Origin of the sequence: Paenibacillus caui (assembly GCF_019904135.1) — a bacterium.
Lineage (GTDB): Bacteria > Bacillota > Bacilli > Paenibacillales > Paenibacillaceae > Fontibacillus > Fontibacillus caui.
The window spans coordinates 1-19,509 of the sequence record NZ_JAIOGQ010000038.1 but is presented as its reverse complement, the minus strand read 5'-3'; the positions used below and the strand labels follow the sequence as shown (position 1 = coordinate 19,509).

Below are 19,509 nucleotides of genomic sequence, written 5' to 3'. Positions count from 1 at the left end.
GGTAATTGAAGGAGTGAGAACATGGGCAAGAAAGCTGAAGGGAAAGTGCTGGCCCAGAACAAGAAAGCTTCCCATGACTACTTCATAGAAGATACGTATGAGGCGGGCATGGTACTGACGGGAACCGAAATCAAATCGCTGCGGAACGGGCGCGCCAATATCAGCGACGCTTTTGCCACGATTCGGAACGGTGAAATCCACGTCCATAACATGCATATCAGCCCCTTCGAACAGGGCAACCGCAGCAATCCGGCTGATCCGACACGCGCTCGGAAGCTTCTGCTCCACAAGGCGCAGATCAGCAAGCTTATTGGTTTGTCCAAGCAGGAAGGCTACACGATTGTGCCGCTGAAGGTTTATGTGCGCAACGGCTATGCTAAGCTGCTGCTCGGGCTCGGTAAAGGTAAGAAACAGTTCGACAAGCGGGCTACGGCCGCGAAGAAGGATGCGCAGCGCGACATCCAGCGCGCGCTCAAGGAGCGCCAGAAGGTGGCGCGGTAGTTTTTTTGAGATAATGGTACGTTTTGCTGGACGGCGGCAGGCTATTTTTTATATACAGTGGTCTCGCAACTGATACCCCGTTCAAAAGGATTAGACTGATATTTTCCCGTTTGCAGCATAAACCGGTCAAACTTACAGGATTTATCGGTGGTTCCAGTAATCTTGCAAGCAGTTTTTTGCAAGATGTGATATAATAAGTGATGCAACAAATGTATTGCATATATTCTATACAGATGCATACACACTTGGACTTCTTTTATGGAGGGAAGTTTTAAGTGATCAGCTTACCTAGCCTCGGCATCCGTTTGATTGATCCGGAGCACCCTTTTTAATACGGGGGCGTTTTTGGATTCGACGGGGGTAGTTCGAGCATGGGTAGCGGGTAGTGGGGACGCGTCCGCTTCATCAACGCTAAAGCCATAATAACTGGCAAACAACAATCTAACTACGCTCTCGCAGCTTAATAACCTGCAGACGTGCTCTCGCTCTGCATCGCCCATGTGCCGGGATGAGGGCTCAACTTTAGTGGGATACGCTGTCTAGTCTCCGCCTGCGGCTAGCTGAAGAAGACAACCAGGCTGACCCAAAGGGAATCCGGTGACGGGGAGTTCCTAGGGTGACATCAAAACTGTCACTACACCCGTAGAAACCTATGTGGCGTTGCCTTCGGACAGGGGTTCGACTCCCCTCGCCTCCATATGTAACATTAGAAAAAGCGACCAGTCACGGTCGCTTTTTTGCATCCTCGTATAATTAAATAGCTACGCAATGTTTCTTAATCATTTCGGCCAATTCATCAAATGCGTATTTGTGGTTGACCATGTCTACCGTGAAGTCTTCGGCATGCTTGGTATCCATTTTAAAATGCAAACCGTTGTAACGTAGAAATATGACTAAGGCGGTGAAGGCTGTGCGTTTGTTAGCGTTGTGAAAGGGATGGTTTTGCCCTAATGACTCAAATAAAGCGGCAGACTTTTCAAATAAGGTTGGGTAGGCATCCTTACCAAAAGCAGAGGATTGGGGACGAAGGACTGCCGATTCAAGCAGCCCTGCTTCCTTAACACCTGTTTGTTCACCTGTACTATAACGCTGAATCATGGCAAGGTTAACGGCTATGACTTCTTCTACGGACAAATACCGTATTTCGCTCATCGATCTTTAAGACCCTGTAATGTCTGGTCGTATTCTTCAATGACATTGGTTAACGTATCCATGAAATCTTCGCTAATTCCATTAGGTAAGGATACTTTTGTCGATTTTTTGATAATGATTTCACCCGTTGTCTGGTTAACATTGATCAGCACGGTATCTCCCTGACTCAGGCCGATTTGCTTCAGTGCATCGGTCATGGTGATACCTAAACTGTTGCCGAACTTCGTCACTTTTCGTTCCATGTCCATCATCCTGTTCATCTGAAAATCCTCCTTATTAACATATTCAACTGTTACAACAATTATACACGCCAAGGAATGAAATTCAATTTATTCTGACTTTGGCTCTGCATCTTCCAGATCCCGAGAAAAAGGGTAAGGTCATGATTATAAGGGGGGATCGGGTGACATCAAAACTGTTACACCCACAGCGAAGCTTAACCTATGTGGCGTTATCTTCGGACAGGGGTTCGACTCCCCTCGCCTCCATATGGAGAAGAAAAGACACCCCTGAGGGGTGTCTTTTCTTGACTAGGTACGGGTTTGAATCGTTAGAGATAAAGAAGCTAAGAATTCATCTGCCGTTTCCGCGGAGAGGATATGGTGGGCTCTCTGGGACTGTCTCCCGTACCATGGATGGTTTAACTCTATTTTGCATGCTCATCTGGCTGATGAATACCAAAAAGATTTCCTTCTGTGTCAATGTAATACCCTTGCCACGCCATTCCGGGCAGTGCATACTTTGGCAATGCGAGCTTGCCTCCAAGATTTAGAATTTTGGCTTCAGTAGAATCGTAGTCTTCCACTCCCATGGTACATGCGTATCCATTCATAGCCTGACCGGGTTGTGGGGAAGCACCTTGACGCTGCATCAGAGCCCCGTTGATTCCGGGTTCATTTGCATCGCCTGTCACAGCTCCCCAATAAGGCATTCCAGCATAATTACTCCAATCCTCAAATGTCCATCCAAATACCTCACCATAAAACTTCTTAGCACGTTCCATGTCATCTACATGAATTTCGAAATGAACTAGTCGGCCCATGATTTCCTCCTATATTTTGACGTCCATCCTTCTTCTAGTATACTTTCCTTTTTTGCAGAATATATAAAATTAATTTGAAAATTTTTCGTGGTCTGTGCGGCTTAGGTGATATCAAAGCTGTCACTACACTTTTAGAAGCTTTATGGCATTACCTTCGCACATGCGTTCCCCCTCCCTCGGACCCATACTAAAACCCGCTCCCAGAGCGTTTTTTTACACGTAAGGCCTTAAATTACACCCGAATTGTCGCCCTCAGATTGTCAAAGTCCAAAAGAACCTATCCTAGTGAATTTCTTCCCTTAACTTGCTTTAACGCCGCTACGATAAGGAAGCTGACAATCACTAACAAGAGCCATGAACTCACCTTTCCCAGATGCACGAGACTCCATGCCTCGGTTTGGTTTGGGTATTGCCAAGCGCCAAAGAATGTTGCGATATTTTCGGCGATCCATATAAAAAATCCGATAAGCACAAAGGAAAGCGTGAGCGGCATACGGTAACGAGTTCCCTGAACCTCGTATGTGACCCATGATTGCCAAAAGACGATCATTACAAGTCCAGATAACCAAAAGCGGACGTCAATCCAATAATGGTGGGTAAAAAAATTCAAATAAATCACTGCTGCAAGAGGTACGACTACCCAAAACGGCGGCCACTTCACCAGTTCAACCTTAAACCGCCTCCACGCCTGACAAAGATAGCTCGCTACACTTGCGTACATGAATCCGCTATACAAAGGGACTCCCCCAATTTTAAAATATCCTTCCTCCGGATAAGACCAGGAGCCCATATGTACCTTGAACAGTTCAAGAGCAAGCCCAATAAGGTGGAACAATGTGATAACCTTTAGTTCATCCCGTGTTTCAAGCCCGGAACGCATCATCCACCACTGCATCAGAAGGCAGATGATGAGCAGCCAGTCATACCGTGGCAGGAAGGGGAGCGGCAGGATTTGTGTAACAGCCAAAGAGGAAAAAATTACGACAGGAAACAAACAGGAAAGGGTCTGCTCTGAGCCAAAACGAACAAGTTGGTTTAGTGCTCTCATGATTTGAGTCTCCAGCTTATTGGGTGTCTTCATCACTTCGGTATTCTAAAAGATCTCCGGGTTGACATTCTAAAGCCTCACAAATCGCCTCTAAAGTTGATAATCGAACTGCTTTTGCCTTTCCATTTTTCAATATAGAAAGGTTAGCCATTGTTATTCCAACCCTCTCCGAAAGTTCTGTTACGCTCATTTTTCTTTTAGCCAACATCACATCAATATTGATTATAATTGCCATTGTTTTCACCTCAGACCGTTAAGTCATTTTCTGATTTTATATCTATGGCATTTTTTAGTAGCTTTTGAAGAACGGCAGCAAAGACCGCAACCACAATGGAGGCAAAAACAATGACCATTCCGAGTACGATGAGACCTGGAGCGTCGTCTTCCTCCGCTATGAGATAGAAGAGTGGCATGCCTGCCGCATACAAGATGCTGATTGTGATTGCACAGGTTTTGATATTCTTTAAAGCTTTTAAGGATAATTCCGAGAAAGCGTTGTTCTTGTCAATACAGCTCAACAGTCTAAAAGCCTGAACCAATGCAACGAAAAACGGTATCGCTGATACATACATAATGATTAAAAGGGGATACAGCCAATAAGCTGAATAATGTTCTGCTGCATCATTAGCTATCCAAGGCAACCCAAATATACACAAAGCAAGAATCGGCATTGCAATAAGAAACACAGCCACCTTTAAAAAGAGTGTTTCCCGTTTCATAAAAAGCACCTCACTTATTCATTGTTAAATAGGACTTTAACATGATATTTATCGATTTACAATAAAAAAGTATTGATTTTAATTACATTATTGTTGTTTGCACGACAGAAAGCCCCCATTTTTTATATGGAGGGTGTGACGGGATAGGGGCCCAACTTAGTGGGATACGCTGTCGAGAGAATAGAATCTATTATTACACAAAATTTGATTAACATTAAATGGAAAACTTCTATTTGACAATCTAATGCAGCGATAATACAATTGTGCTATAAATTCAAAAAAATACCATAGAAAGCTAATATTGAGAATTGGGATAAGGATTTTGGCCTTGATTTTCTTAATTTTATTAACGTTCTGTGGGGCAATGTTTTCAAATTAATAATATGAGTACCGTTCTTGTATATCCAAGTTTATAGGAGGTGTCTTCATCTTCAATAAATAGAATGGAAGTCATTCCTGGAACTTATACAATTCTAGCTTGGAGGGCTGTTATATGAGTAGTCTTGTGAATTCGGGTATTGAACTAATAGATCGAGCTTTCTTGGTAAGTAGTAAGCAGATTAAGGACTTGGATATCACAACTGTTTATCCTTGGTTTCAAGTGCTAAGTGAAAGCTACCCCCATCTTAGCAGAAAGTTTCAAGCGGTATTTGTCTCAAGGAATTCTGATAATCAGCCATATTTAATGATTGGACTTGGCAGTAGGATGTCAATTCAAATTCTTTCAAGTAAAAGCCTGCTGGTAATCCGCATATTTATCAATGAAGAGCTAATTTCGGAACATCATGAAGTGATTGCAAAGCAGGAAATGCCATACCTACATACATTCCAAAGTCTTTCCCGTGCTTTTGGATTGTGGAAATCAAAGTTTTCATCGGAGAAAGAAACTCTTCCTTTTCTGGGAGGATGGAAATGTAATTTGATCACTGACGAACTTAACGAGATTGCACGGTTCACTTTGCCGGAATTGATTATACAGGGGCAGGATGGCGTTTTTGACGTGTTTAGTCTGGCGGGAGAGCCGCTCAATTTTCCTGAAACTGATCAATACAGATCCAAGCAGGAGGAATGGGAAGCACTTGCTCTTGAAGGTAGTGTATCGTTCGTTCCTCAGGAAAAAGGCTATTATGAAGGCTTCAATCTCATTCAGCGGCAGTTGGAAAGCAAGAAGGTGGACAAAGTAGTATTGGCTCGGAAGGCACTCGTTCAATTGCCTGATTTGAACGATAGTCTTCCCGTAATCTATAAAATAAGCAAGAACAACTATCAGGAATATAGCTATTATTTCCGTTGGAACGAAGGAGAAGAGTGGATCGGAGTGTCTCCGGAAGTACTCCTGGTTAAAGAAAATCACAAGATCATCACGAAGCCATTGGCTGGAACACGGAAAATCTCCTATGGAAATAAAACAGAACAACAAATCATCGAGGAGTTGTTCATGGATCAGAAGGAAAACACGGAACATATGCATGCCGTAAAGATGATGATGGAAGATCTTCAACATTTGATTAAGAATGGAAATCTTCAAATGGATGAAACTAAATGTATTCTTAAGACTCCATACGCCTATCATCTTAAAACTCAGATCAGTGCCGAGTTAAAAGAAGATGTACGAGCTTTCGACGTGTTAAGTTTAATTTATCCGCCTGCGACGATTTGGGGAGTGCCTCGAGAGGCAATACAACCGTTGTTAATGCAAACGGAACCTTTCGAGCGCAGCTATTATTCAGGTGGGCTGGGCTACTGCCGACTAAATGACGACGCCAATTTTGCTCTCGCTATCCGTTCCGCTAGCTTTGCTGATGGTCAATTAAACGTTTATGCAGGTAGTGGTTTAGTCGAAACTGCAGCGGCTGAATTAGAATGGAATGAAACGCTGACGAAGATGACGCCATTTCTAAATATTATAAATTGTCCCTGAAAAGGAGGTTTCTATCTCTATGTTAGAGTTGTATTCGTTTGACAAAGCCAATCGCCCAAAGGTTGAAGAGGTTTTGCAAGCTGCCTTGAATTGGCATTTCTCCGAGGAAACGGGCTCGCCATTTTGGCTGGAGAAGCGAAAGGAACTTGGGTTCAACCCGCTTGTTGAGATCAAGACACTGGATGACTTAGGACGCTTTCCTGATTATTCAGAAGAACTGAAGACCGTCCCTACTGAGAAGCTGATTCCTCAGGGACTATTGAATAAAAAATGGTCATTTGAGGTTTTTGAAAGTGGGGGTACAACAGGTGCGCCTCAGAAAATCGTCGATAGCATTTCCCGCAAGAAAGCACTCGAGTGGGTATATAAAGAGTTGGAATCTCAAGATGTTTTTAACGGAGTCGATGGACATTGGTTGCATATTGGCCCCACAGGACCGCATATCGTTGGTCGCTCAATCGGACGCTTAGCCCACTTTCGTTCGAAGCTTTGCTACTATATTGATTTTGATCCACGCTGGGTAAAAAAGTGTTCGAAGAATGGAGATATGGAAGGAGTTAAGGCTTATATACAGCATATTTTAGATCAGGCACAGTGTATTTTGAGCACACAGAATGTATCTGTACTATTCGCAACACCTGCTGTGTTGGAAGCCATTTCTAAACGTTCTGAGCTCGCGGAACTGATCCGTTCGAAGATTAAGCTCATTCTCTGGGCGGGTACCTCGATTGAGGAAGAAACCTTAGATGGGCTTGAACAATATATTTTTCCAGAAGCTAAATTTGTAGGTTTATATGGCAATACGTTGATGGGTATTGCTCCACAGCGCCCAAGGTTCATGGGTGATACTCGTAATTGTGTGTTCCAATCATTCTCGCCGTTCTCCATTGTACAAGTGGTGGATAAGGATAACTCTAATTTGCTTGTGCCATATCACGAATATGGACAAGTTAAGTTGACACTCCTTTCACCCGAATTATTCATTCCTTCTCGGCTGGAACGCGACCAAGCGATACGTATTCCTCCTGCTGGAGAGTACACATGGGATGGTGTAGCTGATATCCGTCCGATGGAGAGTCTGAGGGGCAGAATTTTTGAGGGAGTGTATTAAGAGCGATGCATATATCATTCTTCTACCCTGGAGTACCGCTTGCAATCCATAAAAGGTTTCCTCTGAAGTCGTTAGCGGATGAGGCAATTGGTGAAATGGACAAGGTCCCGGCAATTCTGATTTCTAAAGTGTTCTCTGAGCTTAGAAAATCGCCACAGCAAAATGTATCTGGAATACAAGCAGCTATGAAACGGGCAGCAAGTATATTCCTTCATGAAGTAATCGATGGAGAGTCTCCTGAAGATTATGTCCGAAATGCCCATTTGATTTCAGGAATACCGCTATCAACATTGAAGCAGGGTATGCGTGAGCTCAGTAATTTTTTGTATTCTATCGATTCCTATATTCGTTGGATTCTCCCTCAAGGAATACGATTATACGATGTCAATGAAGAATTAATGGAAGGCGTTTTTTGGATTCCTAAAGGTGAAATTTTATCTGTCATTGCACCTGGCAATAACTCAAGTGTTCATAAATCATGGCTCGAAGCCCTTGCATTAGGATATAAAATCATACTTCGCCCTAGTATGAAAGAACCATTTTCCCCTAACCGTCTTTTGAAAAGTTTATTGGCCGCAGGAGTCTCTTATGACATGTTAGCACTTGTACCTGGAGATCATTCTGTTGCGAAAGAGTTAGTCGAACAGGGAGACGTGACTCTGCTCTTTGGGAGTAATCAGGTGATTCGTGAGTACGAGAAACAGGCAAATATGATCTTTCGTGGTCCTGGTTATTCTAAAGTCTATTGGCATTCTTTCTTCGATGAAATGGATATGGACCGTATAGCAGAAACTGTTGCTAGATCGATTGCAGAAGATGGCGGGATGAAATGTACGAATGCAAGTGGTCTATTAATCACTCCTGGACAAAAGGAGGCACTGGATGCTATTGCTTGCCATCTAGGAACTTACCAATCGAGTGGGTTGAATGATTCAGAGGGGAATTTGCCTGTGTTTGCACAAGAGACCGCGATACAGTTCCAAAACTATGTCAAACAACTGGTTCAGCAAGCTGGTTCAGGGTGGTGCAGTGGTAATGTGGATAATTTAGTGCTCGATTTTGGAAATGGAACAGCTGCGCTGCGGCCCTTCTTGTTCAAGACAAACCAGTTGACAGATGAATTACGTGGTTTCGAATTTCCTTTCGGGTGCAGTTGGGTTTATGAGGCTAGCGAGCAGGAGGCCCTTCGGCTTGCCAGGAATACGCTTGCACTTACTATGATTACTGAGAAGGAGTCACTCATTCGGCAAGCAATTAGTGATCCTAGCATTAAGAAGGTGGTATACGGTATATGGCCGACTTTCTCATCTTCTGAAGGTTTCCCGCATGACGGGTACTTATCTGAGAAGCTTTTTAATGCCAGAGGATTATTTATGAGGGGGAAAAAAGATGCATCAATTAACTAGTTCTAATGTAAGAAGCAAATACCAACTTATTGATTTGTCCGTAGCCTTTTCTGTTGGTATGCCCAAATATAACGCAAGCTGGTTTCCAGAGTTCCAGGTGGATGAAGTTGTACCAGAGAGTATGAAGGGGGCAGATTGGAAAAGAAGATTTACAATCTTGTCCTTATTTGCCCACAATGGCACTCATGTGGAATCCTCCGATCATGTATTCCGCGATGGTCGTACAATGGATGCGATACCACTCGATCACTTTTTCGGTATTCCCATTGTAGTTGACCTTCGAGATATACCGAATGGACAGGAGATAACGCAGGATGTTCTTGAATCTCGGATACCCCGGGACAATGTGGGGGAAGGGCACATCATTTTGCTGATGACTAGTTATGACGACCGCGAATGGGGCAAGGAAGGGTTCTGGGATAGATCGCCTTGGCTCAGTGAGGGTGCTGCTGCTTATCTAGCGTCATTAAAACCCGTACTCATAGGGTTGGATTTTCAGACGGAAAAGCCAGGTGAACGTAATTTCATTGTCCATAAGGCTTTGACCAGACACGGAGCAGTTCTCTGTGAATACTTGTTCCAACTGGATAAGTTGGAATATGACACATTATTTATGGCTTTACCAATTAAGATCAATGATGTGGAGGCTTCGCCTGTCCGTGCCGTCGGTATTAAGGGCGTGGGACGATAGGAGCAAATGATGGTGAAAAAGGTTTGCATAATAAGTGGAGCGGCGAGCGGAATCGGGAAAGCCACGCTCCAGTTATTTCTTTTACGTGACTACATATGCATAGGTTTGGATAAAGACGAAGCAGGACTGCAAAAGTTAGTACAATCATTGCGGAAAGAAGAGCGTGAACGTACCTTTATACATGCTGTGGACTTGCTTCAAGAAGAGATTATACGCGAAAAGCTGGAAGGAAGTCTGAACAAATTTGAAGGGGAAATCCGGCTTACGTTAGTGAACAATATCGGCGGATCAAACACGGTAAGTAAAAAGTTTGAGGAGCTGTCTTGGGAAGAGTTTCACCAAATAAATGCTTTTAATTTGAAACCGCTCCATACCTTGACAAGATTGTGTTTGCCGGTGATGAAGTTTCAAGGATATGGGAACATCGTCAATGTTTCCTCCATATCAGCCCGTAAAGCACTGAAGAATGTTGGAGCCGATTACGCTGCCGCCAAAGCAGCTATTATCGGGTTGTCGCGCCATTTAGCCCAAGAGGTAGCCGAAGCTGGAATTGTAGTTAATACTGTATGCCCGGGAATTATTGGAACCGAACGTATTTTGAAGCGTTGGGACAACCGTGATCAGGAGATTAATCATAAAGTTCTGGAAACAATCCCGCTCAATCGGCTTGGAACACCGTCGGAAGTGGCAGAAGCAATCGTATTTTTAGGTTCTGCCAACAACCGCTACATCACCGGTGCAGTTTTGGATGTCAACGGGGGTATGTTCTGTCCGTAATCATCTTTAAAAGCGAGAGGTGTAAGAAAATGTTAAAAGATAAAGTGGCTTTAGTAACAGGTAGCTCGAGGGGGATTGGCAAAGCAATTGCAATGCGCTTCGCAGATTACCAGGCATCTGTTGTAATCACGTATCATTCAGGGAAAGAACAAGCAGCGATGCTGCAAGAAGAGATGGAAACAAAAGGCATAAATGCTCTCGTAGCACCATTAGATGTAACTAACGAAGAGAGTTTTAAACGCCTATACGACCTGATCGGAGAGCACTTTGGCCGCCTTGATATTCTTGTGAATAATGCGGGCATCGGGCTCCCAATACCGCTGGAGAAGATTAGCCTGGAAGACTGGAATCATACTCTGAATGTGAACCTGACTGGGACATTCCTCGGGATTAAACATGCAATTCCTCTGATGAAACGGAGCGATTCGGGGAGGATTATCAATATTTCTTCCGTTGCAGCTCTAACTGGAGGAAGCTTCGGTCCCCATTACGGAGCTTCTAAAGCTGGAGTGATTGGTTTGACAAAATCAGCTGCCCGTGAGTTGGCAACATATAATATCTCTGTGAATGCGATTGCTCCTGGTCCAATTTCTTCTGAAATGACAGATAGTCTTAGTGAGCAAACTCTGGCGGCAATTATTGGTGCAACCCCCTTGAAACGCCTCGGGCAGACCGGTGAGGTAGCTGAATTGGTATGTCAATTGGCAAACCCTTTCATAGATTACTTGACGGGTCAGACAATCGTTATCGATGGAGGCAGATACATGCCGTAAACAGGAGAAAGGAACAAATGAGGTGCAACTGTCTTAGCCTACAAGGAGGAAATGGAATGAACAATCCTGGATCAGAAAATAGTTGGTTGGATCAGCAGTCCGGAGATAATCCTTACGTTTTACTCCCCACAGACAATCCACGACCCGCACAACCGAGTTTACGAGGGGAGGTTATGACATTCACTTTAGGGTCTTCTCAGACCGAAAGCTTAAGGAGGCTTGCATTCCAATCCGGAACAAGTCTTTACGCGACTTTATTAGCTGTATATTCCCTGTTTCTATCCCGTTATAGCAGGCAGTTGGATGTTCGCGTGGTATGCCGGATTCCATCTTTCGAAGAATTCATCCCGGTTCACATGTACCCGGCGGGAGCCAAGGTACTTGGTGAGTATTTGGGGGAAGTACAGGACTTTTTGGACTGCTATGATCATCCGCATCCAAATCCGTCTACAAGTCAGTCTTCCTACATTAATCATAAACATCTTATGTCAGGTGAAGCAGCGTTTTCACTTCTTAAGAAAAATCACGAACAACCAGAGCAATATTTATGCGAACCTTTCTATTTTGACCTTTGGCTTTTTGTCACTGAAGAAGAAAACCAGCTTTTATGTACGTTTATTTATTCAACTGATTTATTCAATCCAGACACAGTTCGTCGAATGGGGGAACACTTTTCCCAGTTAGTTATTGCTTTCGGCGAGGGGCTGCATTCTACCTTATCAAGGCTGGAAATGGTTCCTCCTGCGGAGAAGTATTGTATCCTTGAGAAATTTGCTGGTGTGTCCGTTGATTATTCAACAGGGACGATTCATCATTTATTCGAAGAACAAGTGAGTCGCAACCCGAACAACGTAGCTGTTATCATTGATAACCAATTTCTTACCTATGATCAGTTGAACCGTAAAGCGAACAGACTTGCACGTTCATTGCAAGCGGCAGGCGTTCAGGAAGGTCAAACTGTTGTTGTTATGCTGGAACATTCACTGGAACTGGTTATCGGATTGTTTGCTATTTTGAAAGCGGGTGGGGCATTTGTACCCATTTCTCCCGATTATCCGGAAGAACGAATTCGTTACTTATTGGAAGACTCAGGTGCAGGTGTTCTATTATCCCAGACTCGATTTAGAGAGAGTGCTTTATGGTTTGAAGGAGTACGCTTTGACTTGGACGATGATTCTGTGTATGCGAGCGATGATAATAATTTAGAGCTGACTCAAAACTCCGATCATCTAGCCTACATCATTTATACCTCAGGAACAACTGGTAAACCGAAAGGAGTCATGATCGAGCATAGGAGCATCGTGAATTCACTGCAATGGAAGGCTGAAAGCTATTCATTATCTAGTAATGACCGTGTTCTTGTTTTGAATCCTTACGTGTTTGATGGTTTTGTTCTGAATTTCTTCGCGCCTCTGATCTCTGGAGCAACCGCTATCCTGCTTAACGATGAAGACAGGAAGGACATGGTAGCGATCCAACGAGTAATAGCCGGAAGTAAAGTTACTCATATGGCTGGTCTGCATAGATATATAATGATGATTTTAGAGACTATGGATCCTGCTGATTTTCTATCTATGAAAAGCGTCGTAGTTGGTGGAGAGAAGTTGGATACCGATACTGTAGTCAAACTTTTGAGGATGAAGCCGGATCTGCAAATAAATAACGAATATGGTCCAACGGAGAATAGTGTCGTCTCAACCTCTTTGTTGATTCAGAATGAAAAACAACCAATTTCTATTGGAAGGCCGATCGACAATACGCATGCCTACATTCTTGGAGAAAATGATTCTCTGCAGCCGATCGGTGTGATTGGGGAATTATGCTTGGCTGGCATTGGCCTGGCACGTGGGTACTTGAATAGACCGGAGCTGACATCAGATAAGTTTGTGCCACATCCATTTGTTCCTGGAGAACGAATATACCGTACAGGCGATCTTGCACGTTGGATGCCGGATGGAACAATCGAATATATCGGTCGGACCGATCATCAGGTTAAGATTCGCGGTCATCGGATAGAATTGGGTGAGATTGAGACAACGCTGCTCAATATTGGGTCGGTTCGGCAGGCAGTAATCACTGCAAAAGGAGACGGACAAGGCAACCAACAACTTTATGCTTACTTTGTCTCGGAAAAGGATTTAACTGCGAGCCAGCTCAGAGAAAAGTTATTAAATGAATTACCAGATTACATGATTCCTTCTTATTTTATAAGGGTGGAACATATCCCTCTAACCATTAATGGGAAAGTGGATTTTCAATCCTTAGCTCTCCACGATCAGCATGTAATCAACGAAAACTTATTTGAGGCGCCACGTTCTACTCTTGAATGGCAGTTGGCGGACATATGGGCAGAGGTTTTGTCATACCCCAATATTGGCATTAGAGATAACTTTTTTGAAGTCGGTGGCGATTCGCTACGGGCGACAGCCCTATTGGCAAATATTTATAAGAAGTTAAAAGTGAATATTCCACTCCGTGAATTATTCCGCTTACCTACAATCGAACAAATTGCTGAGCACATAAAACATGAAAAAACTGTTGATTTTTTGCCTATACCAACAGTTGAAGAACGAAGTTATTATCCACTCTCAACAGTCCAAAAGAGAATGTATATCGTGAACCAATTCGACGATGAAGAGCTAAGCTATAATTTACCGGAAGCAGTAATCTTGAAAGGTCCACTTGATATAGAACGACTCGAGTTATCTTTTAGACAATTGATCAAGCGGCATGAAATACTACGTACTTGTTTTGTCATCGTAGACGGTGAGCCTGTACAAAGAATTAATCCGAATGTTGAATTTAATTTGGAAATCATAGATGTAGAAAGATACCAATTGAGCGAAAAGATCGATCACTTTATTCGACACTTTGAGCTTGATCGAGCCCCCCTTCTGAGAGCTGGTTTGTTACGGCTTGGGTTGGAGGAGCACATCCTGGTGACTGATATGCATCATATCGTTTCAGATGGAAAATCTGCTGGCATACTCATCAATGAGCTCGGCTGGCTTTATAACGGAGAAGATCTGCCACCTCTTCGTATAGGTTATAAGGATTATACCATGTGGCAGTTGGCGGAAATTAACAGTGAGCGTAGCAGGCAACTGGAACAGTACTGGCTAGAGATATACCGCAATGGAATTCCTGCGCTCAACTTACCAACGGATTTTCCAAGACCGTCAAAACAAATTTTTGCTGGTGATGTAGTATCCTTCTCGATTGATAAATCAATGATTGCTGGACTAAAAAAATTATCGGCTCAAACAGGAACGACGTTGTATATGACAATGTTCGCCATATACACCACTCTACTTTATAAATATAGTGATCAAGAAGATCTAGTCGTGGGTAGTCCTGTTGCGGGAAGATCGCATGCTGATACAGACCCTCTGGTTGGAATGTTTGTAAATACACTAGCCCTCCGAACATTCCCTTCAAGAGATAAATCGTTCCAAGACTACCTCATAGAAGTCAAGGACACGATTCTTGGTGCCTTGGAGAATCAGGATTATCCGTTCGAGTCGTTAGTTGAGAAGCTTGATATAAAACGTGACTTGAGCCGCAATCCTATCTTCGACACGATGTTCGTATTACAAAATACAGAAAAGGGCTCACTTGAATTGGAGGGCCTGAGTATAAGACCTTATCCGATCAGACAGAATTCTGCAAAATTTGATCTTACCTTGACGGCAACGGAGGAAGACGGGCAGATAGCAGGCAGCTTTAATTATGCTACTGCCCTGTTCAAGCCAGACACAATCCAGCGGCTGAAAAACCATTTCCTACAGTTGATACAAAGTGTAATCGAAAACCCGCAAGCTCCATTAGGCTCGCTATCCCTGCTCAGTTACGAAGAACAGCGGCAGCAGTTGGCGCTTTACAACCAGAACACGGCAGACTTTTCGCTTGCGTTGACCCTGGACCAATGGTTTGCCGATCAGGCTTCACGGACACCAGAAAAAACGGCTGTAGTATGGGAAGACCGCAGACTCACATATTCCCAGCTTTATCGGAAAGTCCTGCAATTTGCATCACGGATAGCAGATGCCACTCCGGATGCTTCACCCCTTGTTGCGGTAAGTACGGTATCGCCTCTGAATTTCGTGATCGCAGCCTTGGCAGCCTGGCAAGCTGGCGCGGCTTATTTACCGATTGACCCGGGTACTCCAAAAGAACGTGTCCGTTTCCTGCTTCAGGATAGTGGTGCCGCCTGCTTGGTGACTGATTGGGCCCCGGAACCGGAGGTAGTCTCCATAACCAAGTGGCTGAACATCCAGGAAGCCGACATTGAATTGGCATTCTCTGTAGAGGCAACAGTTCCGCTATACTCCGAGCGGCGTTTTACAGCGTCGAACCCGGCCTACATCATTTACACATCCGGCACAACAGGAACTCCGAAGGGAGTACAGGTCAGCCACCGCAATGTAGTCAATTATGTGCATTCGTTAGTAAAACAGGCGGGGATTAGAACGGACGATCGGACGATGCTTGTTTCCTCGTATGCTTTTGATTTGGGTTATACGGCCTTGTTTACCGTCTTGTTCTCGGGAGGAGAACTCCATCTGGCGACCAAAGAATTATACGCTGATCCTGAGAAGCTGCTGCAGTATATCGGCCAGCATGGTATCACCTATTTGAAAATGACCCCATCATTGTTCGGGATGATCGTGAACAGCGTGTATTTTACCCTCCATCCCATCCCGAGTTTGAGGCTGCTTCTTCTTGGTGGTGAGTCCATCCATCCTCAAGACGTGAGGGTGTTGTTCAAGCGCTACCCAGCGATCCGATTGATGAATCATTATGGTCCGACAGAAACGACAATTGGTTGCATCACCCAACCGGTAGATTCGAGCAATCTGGAGGTCTTCCTCCAGCGTCCGGTGATCGGCAAGCCGATACACAATACGAGGGCCTATATCCTCAATGCCTATAATCAACTGGTACCGTTTGGGGTCATCGGAGAGTTATGCATAAGCGGGGAAGGTGTTTCGCTGGGGTACTTGAATCGTCCGGAACTAACCGCAGAGAAATTCGTGCCAAGCCCCTTCGATCCGAACATCACGTTGTACCGGACTGGTGATCTGGCACGTCAAGCGGCAGATGGAACGATTGAATATATGGGTAGAGCAGATAAGCAAGTCAAAATCCGCGGCTATCGTGTAGAACTCGCCGAAGTGGAACATGCCCTGTTACAGCTGCCTGATATCGAGCAAGTGGTAGTCCAAGATTTAGAACACCAAGGTTCAGCTTTCTTGTGTGCCTATATCGTGGCGGATGGGGTTCTATCTATCCCGCAAGTGAGGGGATATCTGATGGAACTGCTGCCTGCTTACATGGTACCGACTTACTATGTGCAGGTGAATGAGATACCCATAACAGCCAACGGAAAGATTGACCGTAAGGCCCTGCCTTCCTGGAAAGAAGGAGGAATTGGGACGGAAGAGGAATATATCTCTCCCCGGAACGAAACTGAAGCGAAATTAGCAGATATCTGGCGGGAAGTATTAGGAGTCTCGAATATTGGAGTGAGGGACAATTTCTTTGAAATCGGAGGTCATTCTTTGCGTGCGATGACCATCCTGTCCAAACTTCATAAATACTTCGGTATAAATTTGGCACTAAACGATATATTCAGCTTTCCTACAATCGAAGAGTTAGCGTTAAGGATTGCTGGGGCTGCACACGAAGTGTATAACTTCATACCTAAAGCACCAGAGTGTGATTATTATCCTGTCTCCTCCTCGCAAAAGAGGATGTATATTGTAAACAAACTTGCAGACGAAGCCTTAAGTTACAATATGCCTGCTATCAAGATTATCGAAGGACCGGTGGATCGTGGCCGCGTTGAGGAGGCGTTCCAAAAGCTTATTCAACGGCATGCATCATTACGAACAGATTTCCATGTGATTAATGACTGTATAGTTCAACGAATTCATTCTGATGTAGCATTCTCTCTTGAATACGGATTTACTACTGATGAAGAACTAGGCGCCTATGCACGAAAATTCATACGCGAATTCAATTTAGCCCAAGCCCCGTTATTTAGAGCGAGTCTTGTAGGGCTTGCGTCTGGTCGATTTGCCCTAATTGTGGATATCCATCACATTATCTCAGATGGCATATCTGGAAAAATATTATTCAATGATTTTGTTCGTCTTTATGAACGGCAAGAATTGCCGCCACTCGAACTGGAGTACAAAGATTATGCGGTATGGCAGCAAAGTGAAGTCCAACAAGCTCAATTGGCCAAAAAGGGAGCTTATTGGATAGAGACATTTACCGGGGACATTCCTGTTCTTAATCTTCCTACAGATTTCAGTCGACCACTTATACAGGATTATACTGGTGATGAAATTAAGTTTAGTATTGGAAACGAACAAACCGAAGCATTGAAGAAACTTGTAACCGAATCGGAATCGACACTATTCATGGTCATTTTGGCAGTTTATACAATTTTATTAGCCAGATACAGTGAACAGGAAGATATTATTGTAGGGACTCCTGTTACAGGGCGACCACAAGAAGAGTTACAGCAAATCATCGGGATGTTCGTGCAAACCGTGGTCATTCGTAGTCACCCGAAGGCTTCAAAAACATTTTTGGACTACGCACGTGAAGTCAAAGAAATTGCCCTGAATGCCTATGCAAACATGGATTATCCATTTGAAAAGTTGATCGATGACTTGGAGATCACTCGGGATTTGAGTCGGAATCCATTATTCGATGTGATGTTTGTGTGGAATAATCTGGATGACAAGAATCAAGAATGTGAGTTGATTTTGGAAGATTCCCCATTGGGGAGGTTTATTTCGAAGTTTGATCTTACCTTGACGGCAACGGAGGAAGACGGGCAGATAGCAGGCAGCTTTAATTATGCTACTGCCTTGTTCAAGCCAGACACAATCCAGCGGCTGAAAAACCATTTCCTACAGTTGATACAAAGTGTAATCGAAAACCCGCAAGCTCCATTAGGCTCGCTATCCCTGCTCAGTTACGAAGAACAGCGGCAGCAGTTGGCGCTTTACAACCAGAACACGGCAGACTTTTCGCTTGCGTTGACCCTGGACCAATGGTTTGCCGATCAGGCTTCACGGACACCAGAAAAAACGGCTGTAGTATGGGAAGACCGCAGACTCACATATTCCCAGCTTTATCGGAAAGTCCTGCAATTTGCATCACGGATAGCAGATGCCACTCCGGATGCTTCACCCCTTGTTGCGGTAAGTACGGTATCGCCTCTGAATTTCGTGATCGCAGCCTTGGCAGCCTGGCAAGCTGGCGCGGCTTATTTACCGATTGACCCGGGTACTCCAAAAGAACGTGTCCGTTTCCTGCTTCAGGATAGTGGTGCCGCCTGCTTGGTGACTGATTGGGCCCCGGAACCGGAGGTAGTCTCCATAACCAAGTGGCTGAACATCCAGGAAGCCGACATTGAATTGGCATTCTCTGTAGAGGCAACAGTTCCGCTATACTCCGAGCGGCGTTTTACAGCGTCGAACCCGGCCTACATCATTTACACATCCGGCACAACAGGAACTCCGAAGGGAGTACAGGTCAGCCACCGCAATGTAGTCAATTATGTGCATTCGTTAGTAAAACAGGCGGGGATTAGAACGGACGATCGGACGATGCTTGTTTCCTCGTATGCTTTTGATTTGGGTTATACGGCCTTGTTTACCGTCTTGTTCTCGGGAGGAGAACTCCATCTGGCGACCAAAGAATTATACGCTGATCCTGAGAAGCTGCTGCAGTATATCGGCCAGCATGGTATCACCTATTTGAAAATGACCCCATCATTGTTCGGGATGATCGTGAACAGCGTGTATTTTACCCTCCATCCCATCCCGAGTTTGAGGCTGCTTCTTCTTGGTGGTGAGTCCATCCATCCTCAAGACGTGAGGGTGTTGTTCAAGCGCTACCCAGCGATCCGATTGATGAATCATTATGGTCCGACAGAAACGACAATTGGTTGCATCACCCAACCGGTAGATTCGAGCAATCTGGAGGTCTTCCTCCAGCGTCCGGTGATCGGCAAGCCGATACACAATACGAGGGCCTATATCCTCAATGCCTATAATCAACTGGTACCGTTTGGGGTCATCGGAGAGTTATGCATAAGCGGGGAAGGTGTTTCGCTGGGGTACTTGAATCGTCCGGAACTAACCGCAGAGAAATTCGTGCCAAGCCCCTTCGATCCGAACATCACGTTGTACCGGACTGGTGATCTGGCACGTCAAGCGGCAGATGGAACGATTGAATATATGGGTAGAGCAGATAAGCAAGTCAAAATCCGCGGCTATCGTGTAGAACTCGCCGAAGTGGAACATGCCCTGTTACAGCTGCCTGATATCGAGCAAGTGGTAGTCCA

14 protein-coding genes and 1 other RNA gene are annotated in these 19,509 nt (G+C 44.5%); 9 read left to right on the top strand and 6 right to left on the bottom strand.

What is annotated here, in order from left to right:
- Positions 1–21: 21 nt before the first annotated feature.
- Both smpB and ssrA read left to right on the top strand, forming a co-directional pair.
- Positions 22–501: an SsrA-binding protein SmpB gene (gene smpB / locus K7397_RS18620; RefSeq protein ID WP_223069830.1), complete on the top strand. Its 480-nt coding sequence runs from the start codon at positions 22–24 to the stop codon at positions 499–501.
- 335 nt (positions 502–836) lie between these two features.
- Positions 837–1,201, top strand: a transfer-messenger RNA (tmRNA) gene (gene ssrA / locus K7397_RS18615).
- Between the two features lie 53 nt (positions 1,202–1,254).
- On the opposite strand, the gene K7397_RS18610 is transcribed toward ssrA, so the two are convergent.
- From K7397_RS18610 to K7397_RS18585, 6 genes are all read right to left on the bottom strand, one after another.
- On the bottom strand, positions 1,255–1,653 hold the full coding sequence (locus K7397_RS18610) for a type II toxin-antitoxin system death-on-curing family toxin (RefSeq protein WP_223069828.1): 399 nt from the start codon (positions 1,651–1,653) through the stop codon (positions 1,255–1,257).
- Positions 1,650–1,913 carry an AbrB/MazE/SpoVT family DNA-binding domain-containing protein gene (locus tag K7397_RS18605; protein WP_223069826.1) on the bottom strand — a complete coding sequence of 88 codons (264 nt, stop codon included), beginning with the start codon at positions 1,911–1,913 and terminating at the stop codon, positions 1,650–1,652. The genes K7397_RS18610 and K7397_RS18605 overlap by 4 nt, the downstream gene beginning before the upstream one ends.
- Before the next feature lie 386 nt (positions 1,914–2,299).
- Positions 2,300–2,695: a VOC family protein gene (locus K7397_RS18600; protein ID WP_223069824.1), complete on the bottom strand. Its 396-nt coding sequence runs from the start codon at positions 2,693–2,695 to the stop codon at positions 2,300–2,302.
- Between the two features lie 277 nt (positions 2,696–2,972).
- Positions 2,973–3,743, bottom strand: a complete 771-nt coding sequence (locus K7397_RS18595; protein WP_223069821.1) for a DUF817 domain-containing protein — start codon at positions 3,741–3,743, stop codon at positions 2,973–2,975.
- Between the two features lie 16 nt (positions 3,744–3,759).
- On the bottom strand, positions 3,760–3,978 hold the full coding sequence (locus K7397_RS18590; protein WP_223069819.1) for a helix-turn-helix domain-containing protein: 219 nt from the start codon (positions 3,976–3,978) through the stop codon (positions 3,760–3,762).
- Positions 3,979–3,988: 10 nt separating this feature from the next.
- Entirely contained in the window at positions 3,989–4,462 is a 474-nt protein-coding gene (locus tag K7397_RS18585; RefSeq protein WP_223069818.1) for a DUF2975 domain-containing protein, read from the bottom strand.
- Between the two features lie 493 nt (positions 4,463–4,955).
- On the opposite strand from K7397_RS18585, the gene K7397_RS18580 reads away from it, so the two are divergent.
- From K7397_RS18580 to K7397_RS18550, 7 genes are all read left to right on the top strand, one after another.
- Positions 4,956–6,383, top strand: a complete 1,428-nt coding sequence (locus K7397_RS18580; RefSeq protein WP_223069817.1) for a chorismate-binding protein — start codon at positions 4,956–4,958, stop codon at positions 6,381–6,383.
- 19 nt (positions 6,384–6,402) lie between these two features.
- The gene (locus K7397_RS18575) at positions 6,403–7,494 is read left to right on the top strand and encodes a hypothetical protein (RefSeq protein ID WP_223069816.1); all 1,092 of its coding nucleotides are present in this window, start codon (positions 6,403–6,405) and stop codon (positions 7,492–7,494) included.
- Between the two features lie 5 nt (positions 7,495–7,499).
- Complete coding sequence (locus K7397_RS18570; protein ID WP_223069815.1) at positions 7,500–8,900, top strand: aldehyde dehydrogenase family protein; 1,401 nt, start codon at positions 7,500–7,502, stop codon at positions 8,898–8,900.
- Entirely contained in the window at positions 8,884–9,591 is a 708-nt protein-coding gene (locus K7397_RS18565; protein WP_223069814.1) for a cyclase family protein, read from the top strand. The genes K7397_RS18570 and K7397_RS18565 overlap by 17 nt, the downstream gene beginning before the upstream one ends.
- Before the next feature lie 6 nt (positions 9,592–9,597).
- Positions 9,598–10,368 (top strand): SDR family NAD(P)-dependent oxidoreductase, encoded by a 771-nt coding sequence (locus K7397_RS18560; RefSeq protein ID WP_223069813.1) that lies wholly within the window; start codon positions 9,598–9,600, stop codon positions 10,366–10,368.
- Positions 10,369–10,397: 29 nt separating this feature from the next.
- A complete protein-coding gene (locus tag K7397_RS18555) occupies positions 10,398–11,141 on the top strand; it encodes an SDR family NAD(P)-dependent oxidoreductase (RefSeq protein WP_223069810.1) in 744 nt (247 codons plus the stop codon).
- Between the two features lie 56 nt (positions 11,142–11,197).
- The coding region (locus K7397_RS18550; protein ID WP_223069808.1) for a non-ribosomal peptide synthetase at positions 11,198–19,509 on the top strand (8,312 nt) is incomplete at its 3' end.

Bases quoted from the DNA above. Each gene is read 5' to 3' on its own strand.
- smpB (WP_223069830.1), top strand. From the start codon at position 22: ATGGGCAAGAAAGCTGAAGGGAAAGTGCTGGCCCAGAACAAGAAAGCT.
- K7397_RS18610 (WP_223069828.1), bottom strand. From the start codon at position 1,653: ATGAGCGAAATACGGTATTTGTCCGTAGAAGAAGTCATAGCCGTTAAC.
- K7397_RS18605 (WP_223069826.1), bottom strand. From the start codon at position 1,913: ATGAACAGGATGATGGACATGGAACGAAAAGTGACGAAGTTCGGCAAC.
- K7397_RS18600 (WP_223069824.1), bottom strand. From the start codon at position 2,695: ATGGGCCGACTAGTTCATTTCGAAATTCATGTAGATGACATGGAACGT.
- K7397_RS18595 (WP_223069821.1), bottom strand. From the start codon at position 3,743: ATGAGAGCACTAAACCAACTTGTTCGTTTTGGCTCAGAGCAGACCCTT.
- K7397_RS18590 (WP_223069819.1), bottom strand. From the start codon at position 3,978: ATGGCAATTATAATCAATATTGATGTGATGTTGGCTAAAAGAAAAATG.
- K7397_RS18585 (WP_223069818.1), bottom strand. From the start codon at position 4,462: ATGAAACGGGAAACACTCTTTTTAAAGGTGGCTGTGTTTCTTATTGCA.
- K7397_RS18580 (WP_223069817.1), top strand. From the start codon at position 4,956: ATGAGTAGTCTTGTGAATTCGGGTATTGAACTAATAGATCGAGCTTTC.
- K7397_RS18575 (WP_223069816.1), top strand. From the start codon at position 6,403: ATGTTAGAGTTGTATTCGTTTGACAAAGCCAATCGCCCAAAGGTTGAA.
- K7397_RS18570 (WP_223069815.1), top strand. From the start codon at position 7,500: ATGCATATATCATTCTTCTACCCTGGAGTACCGCTTGCAATCCATAAA.
- K7397_RS18565 (WP_223069814.1), top strand. From the start codon at position 8,884: ATGCATCAATTAACTAGTTCTAATGTAAGAAGCAAATACCAACTTATT.
- K7397_RS18560 (WP_223069813.1), top strand. From the start codon at position 9,598: ATGATGGTGAAAAAGGTTTGCATAATAAGTGGAGCGGCGAGCGGAATC.
- K7397_RS18555 (WP_223069810.1), top strand. From the start codon at position 10,398: ATGTTAAAAGATAAAGTGGCTTTAGTAACAGGTAGCTCGAGGGGGATT.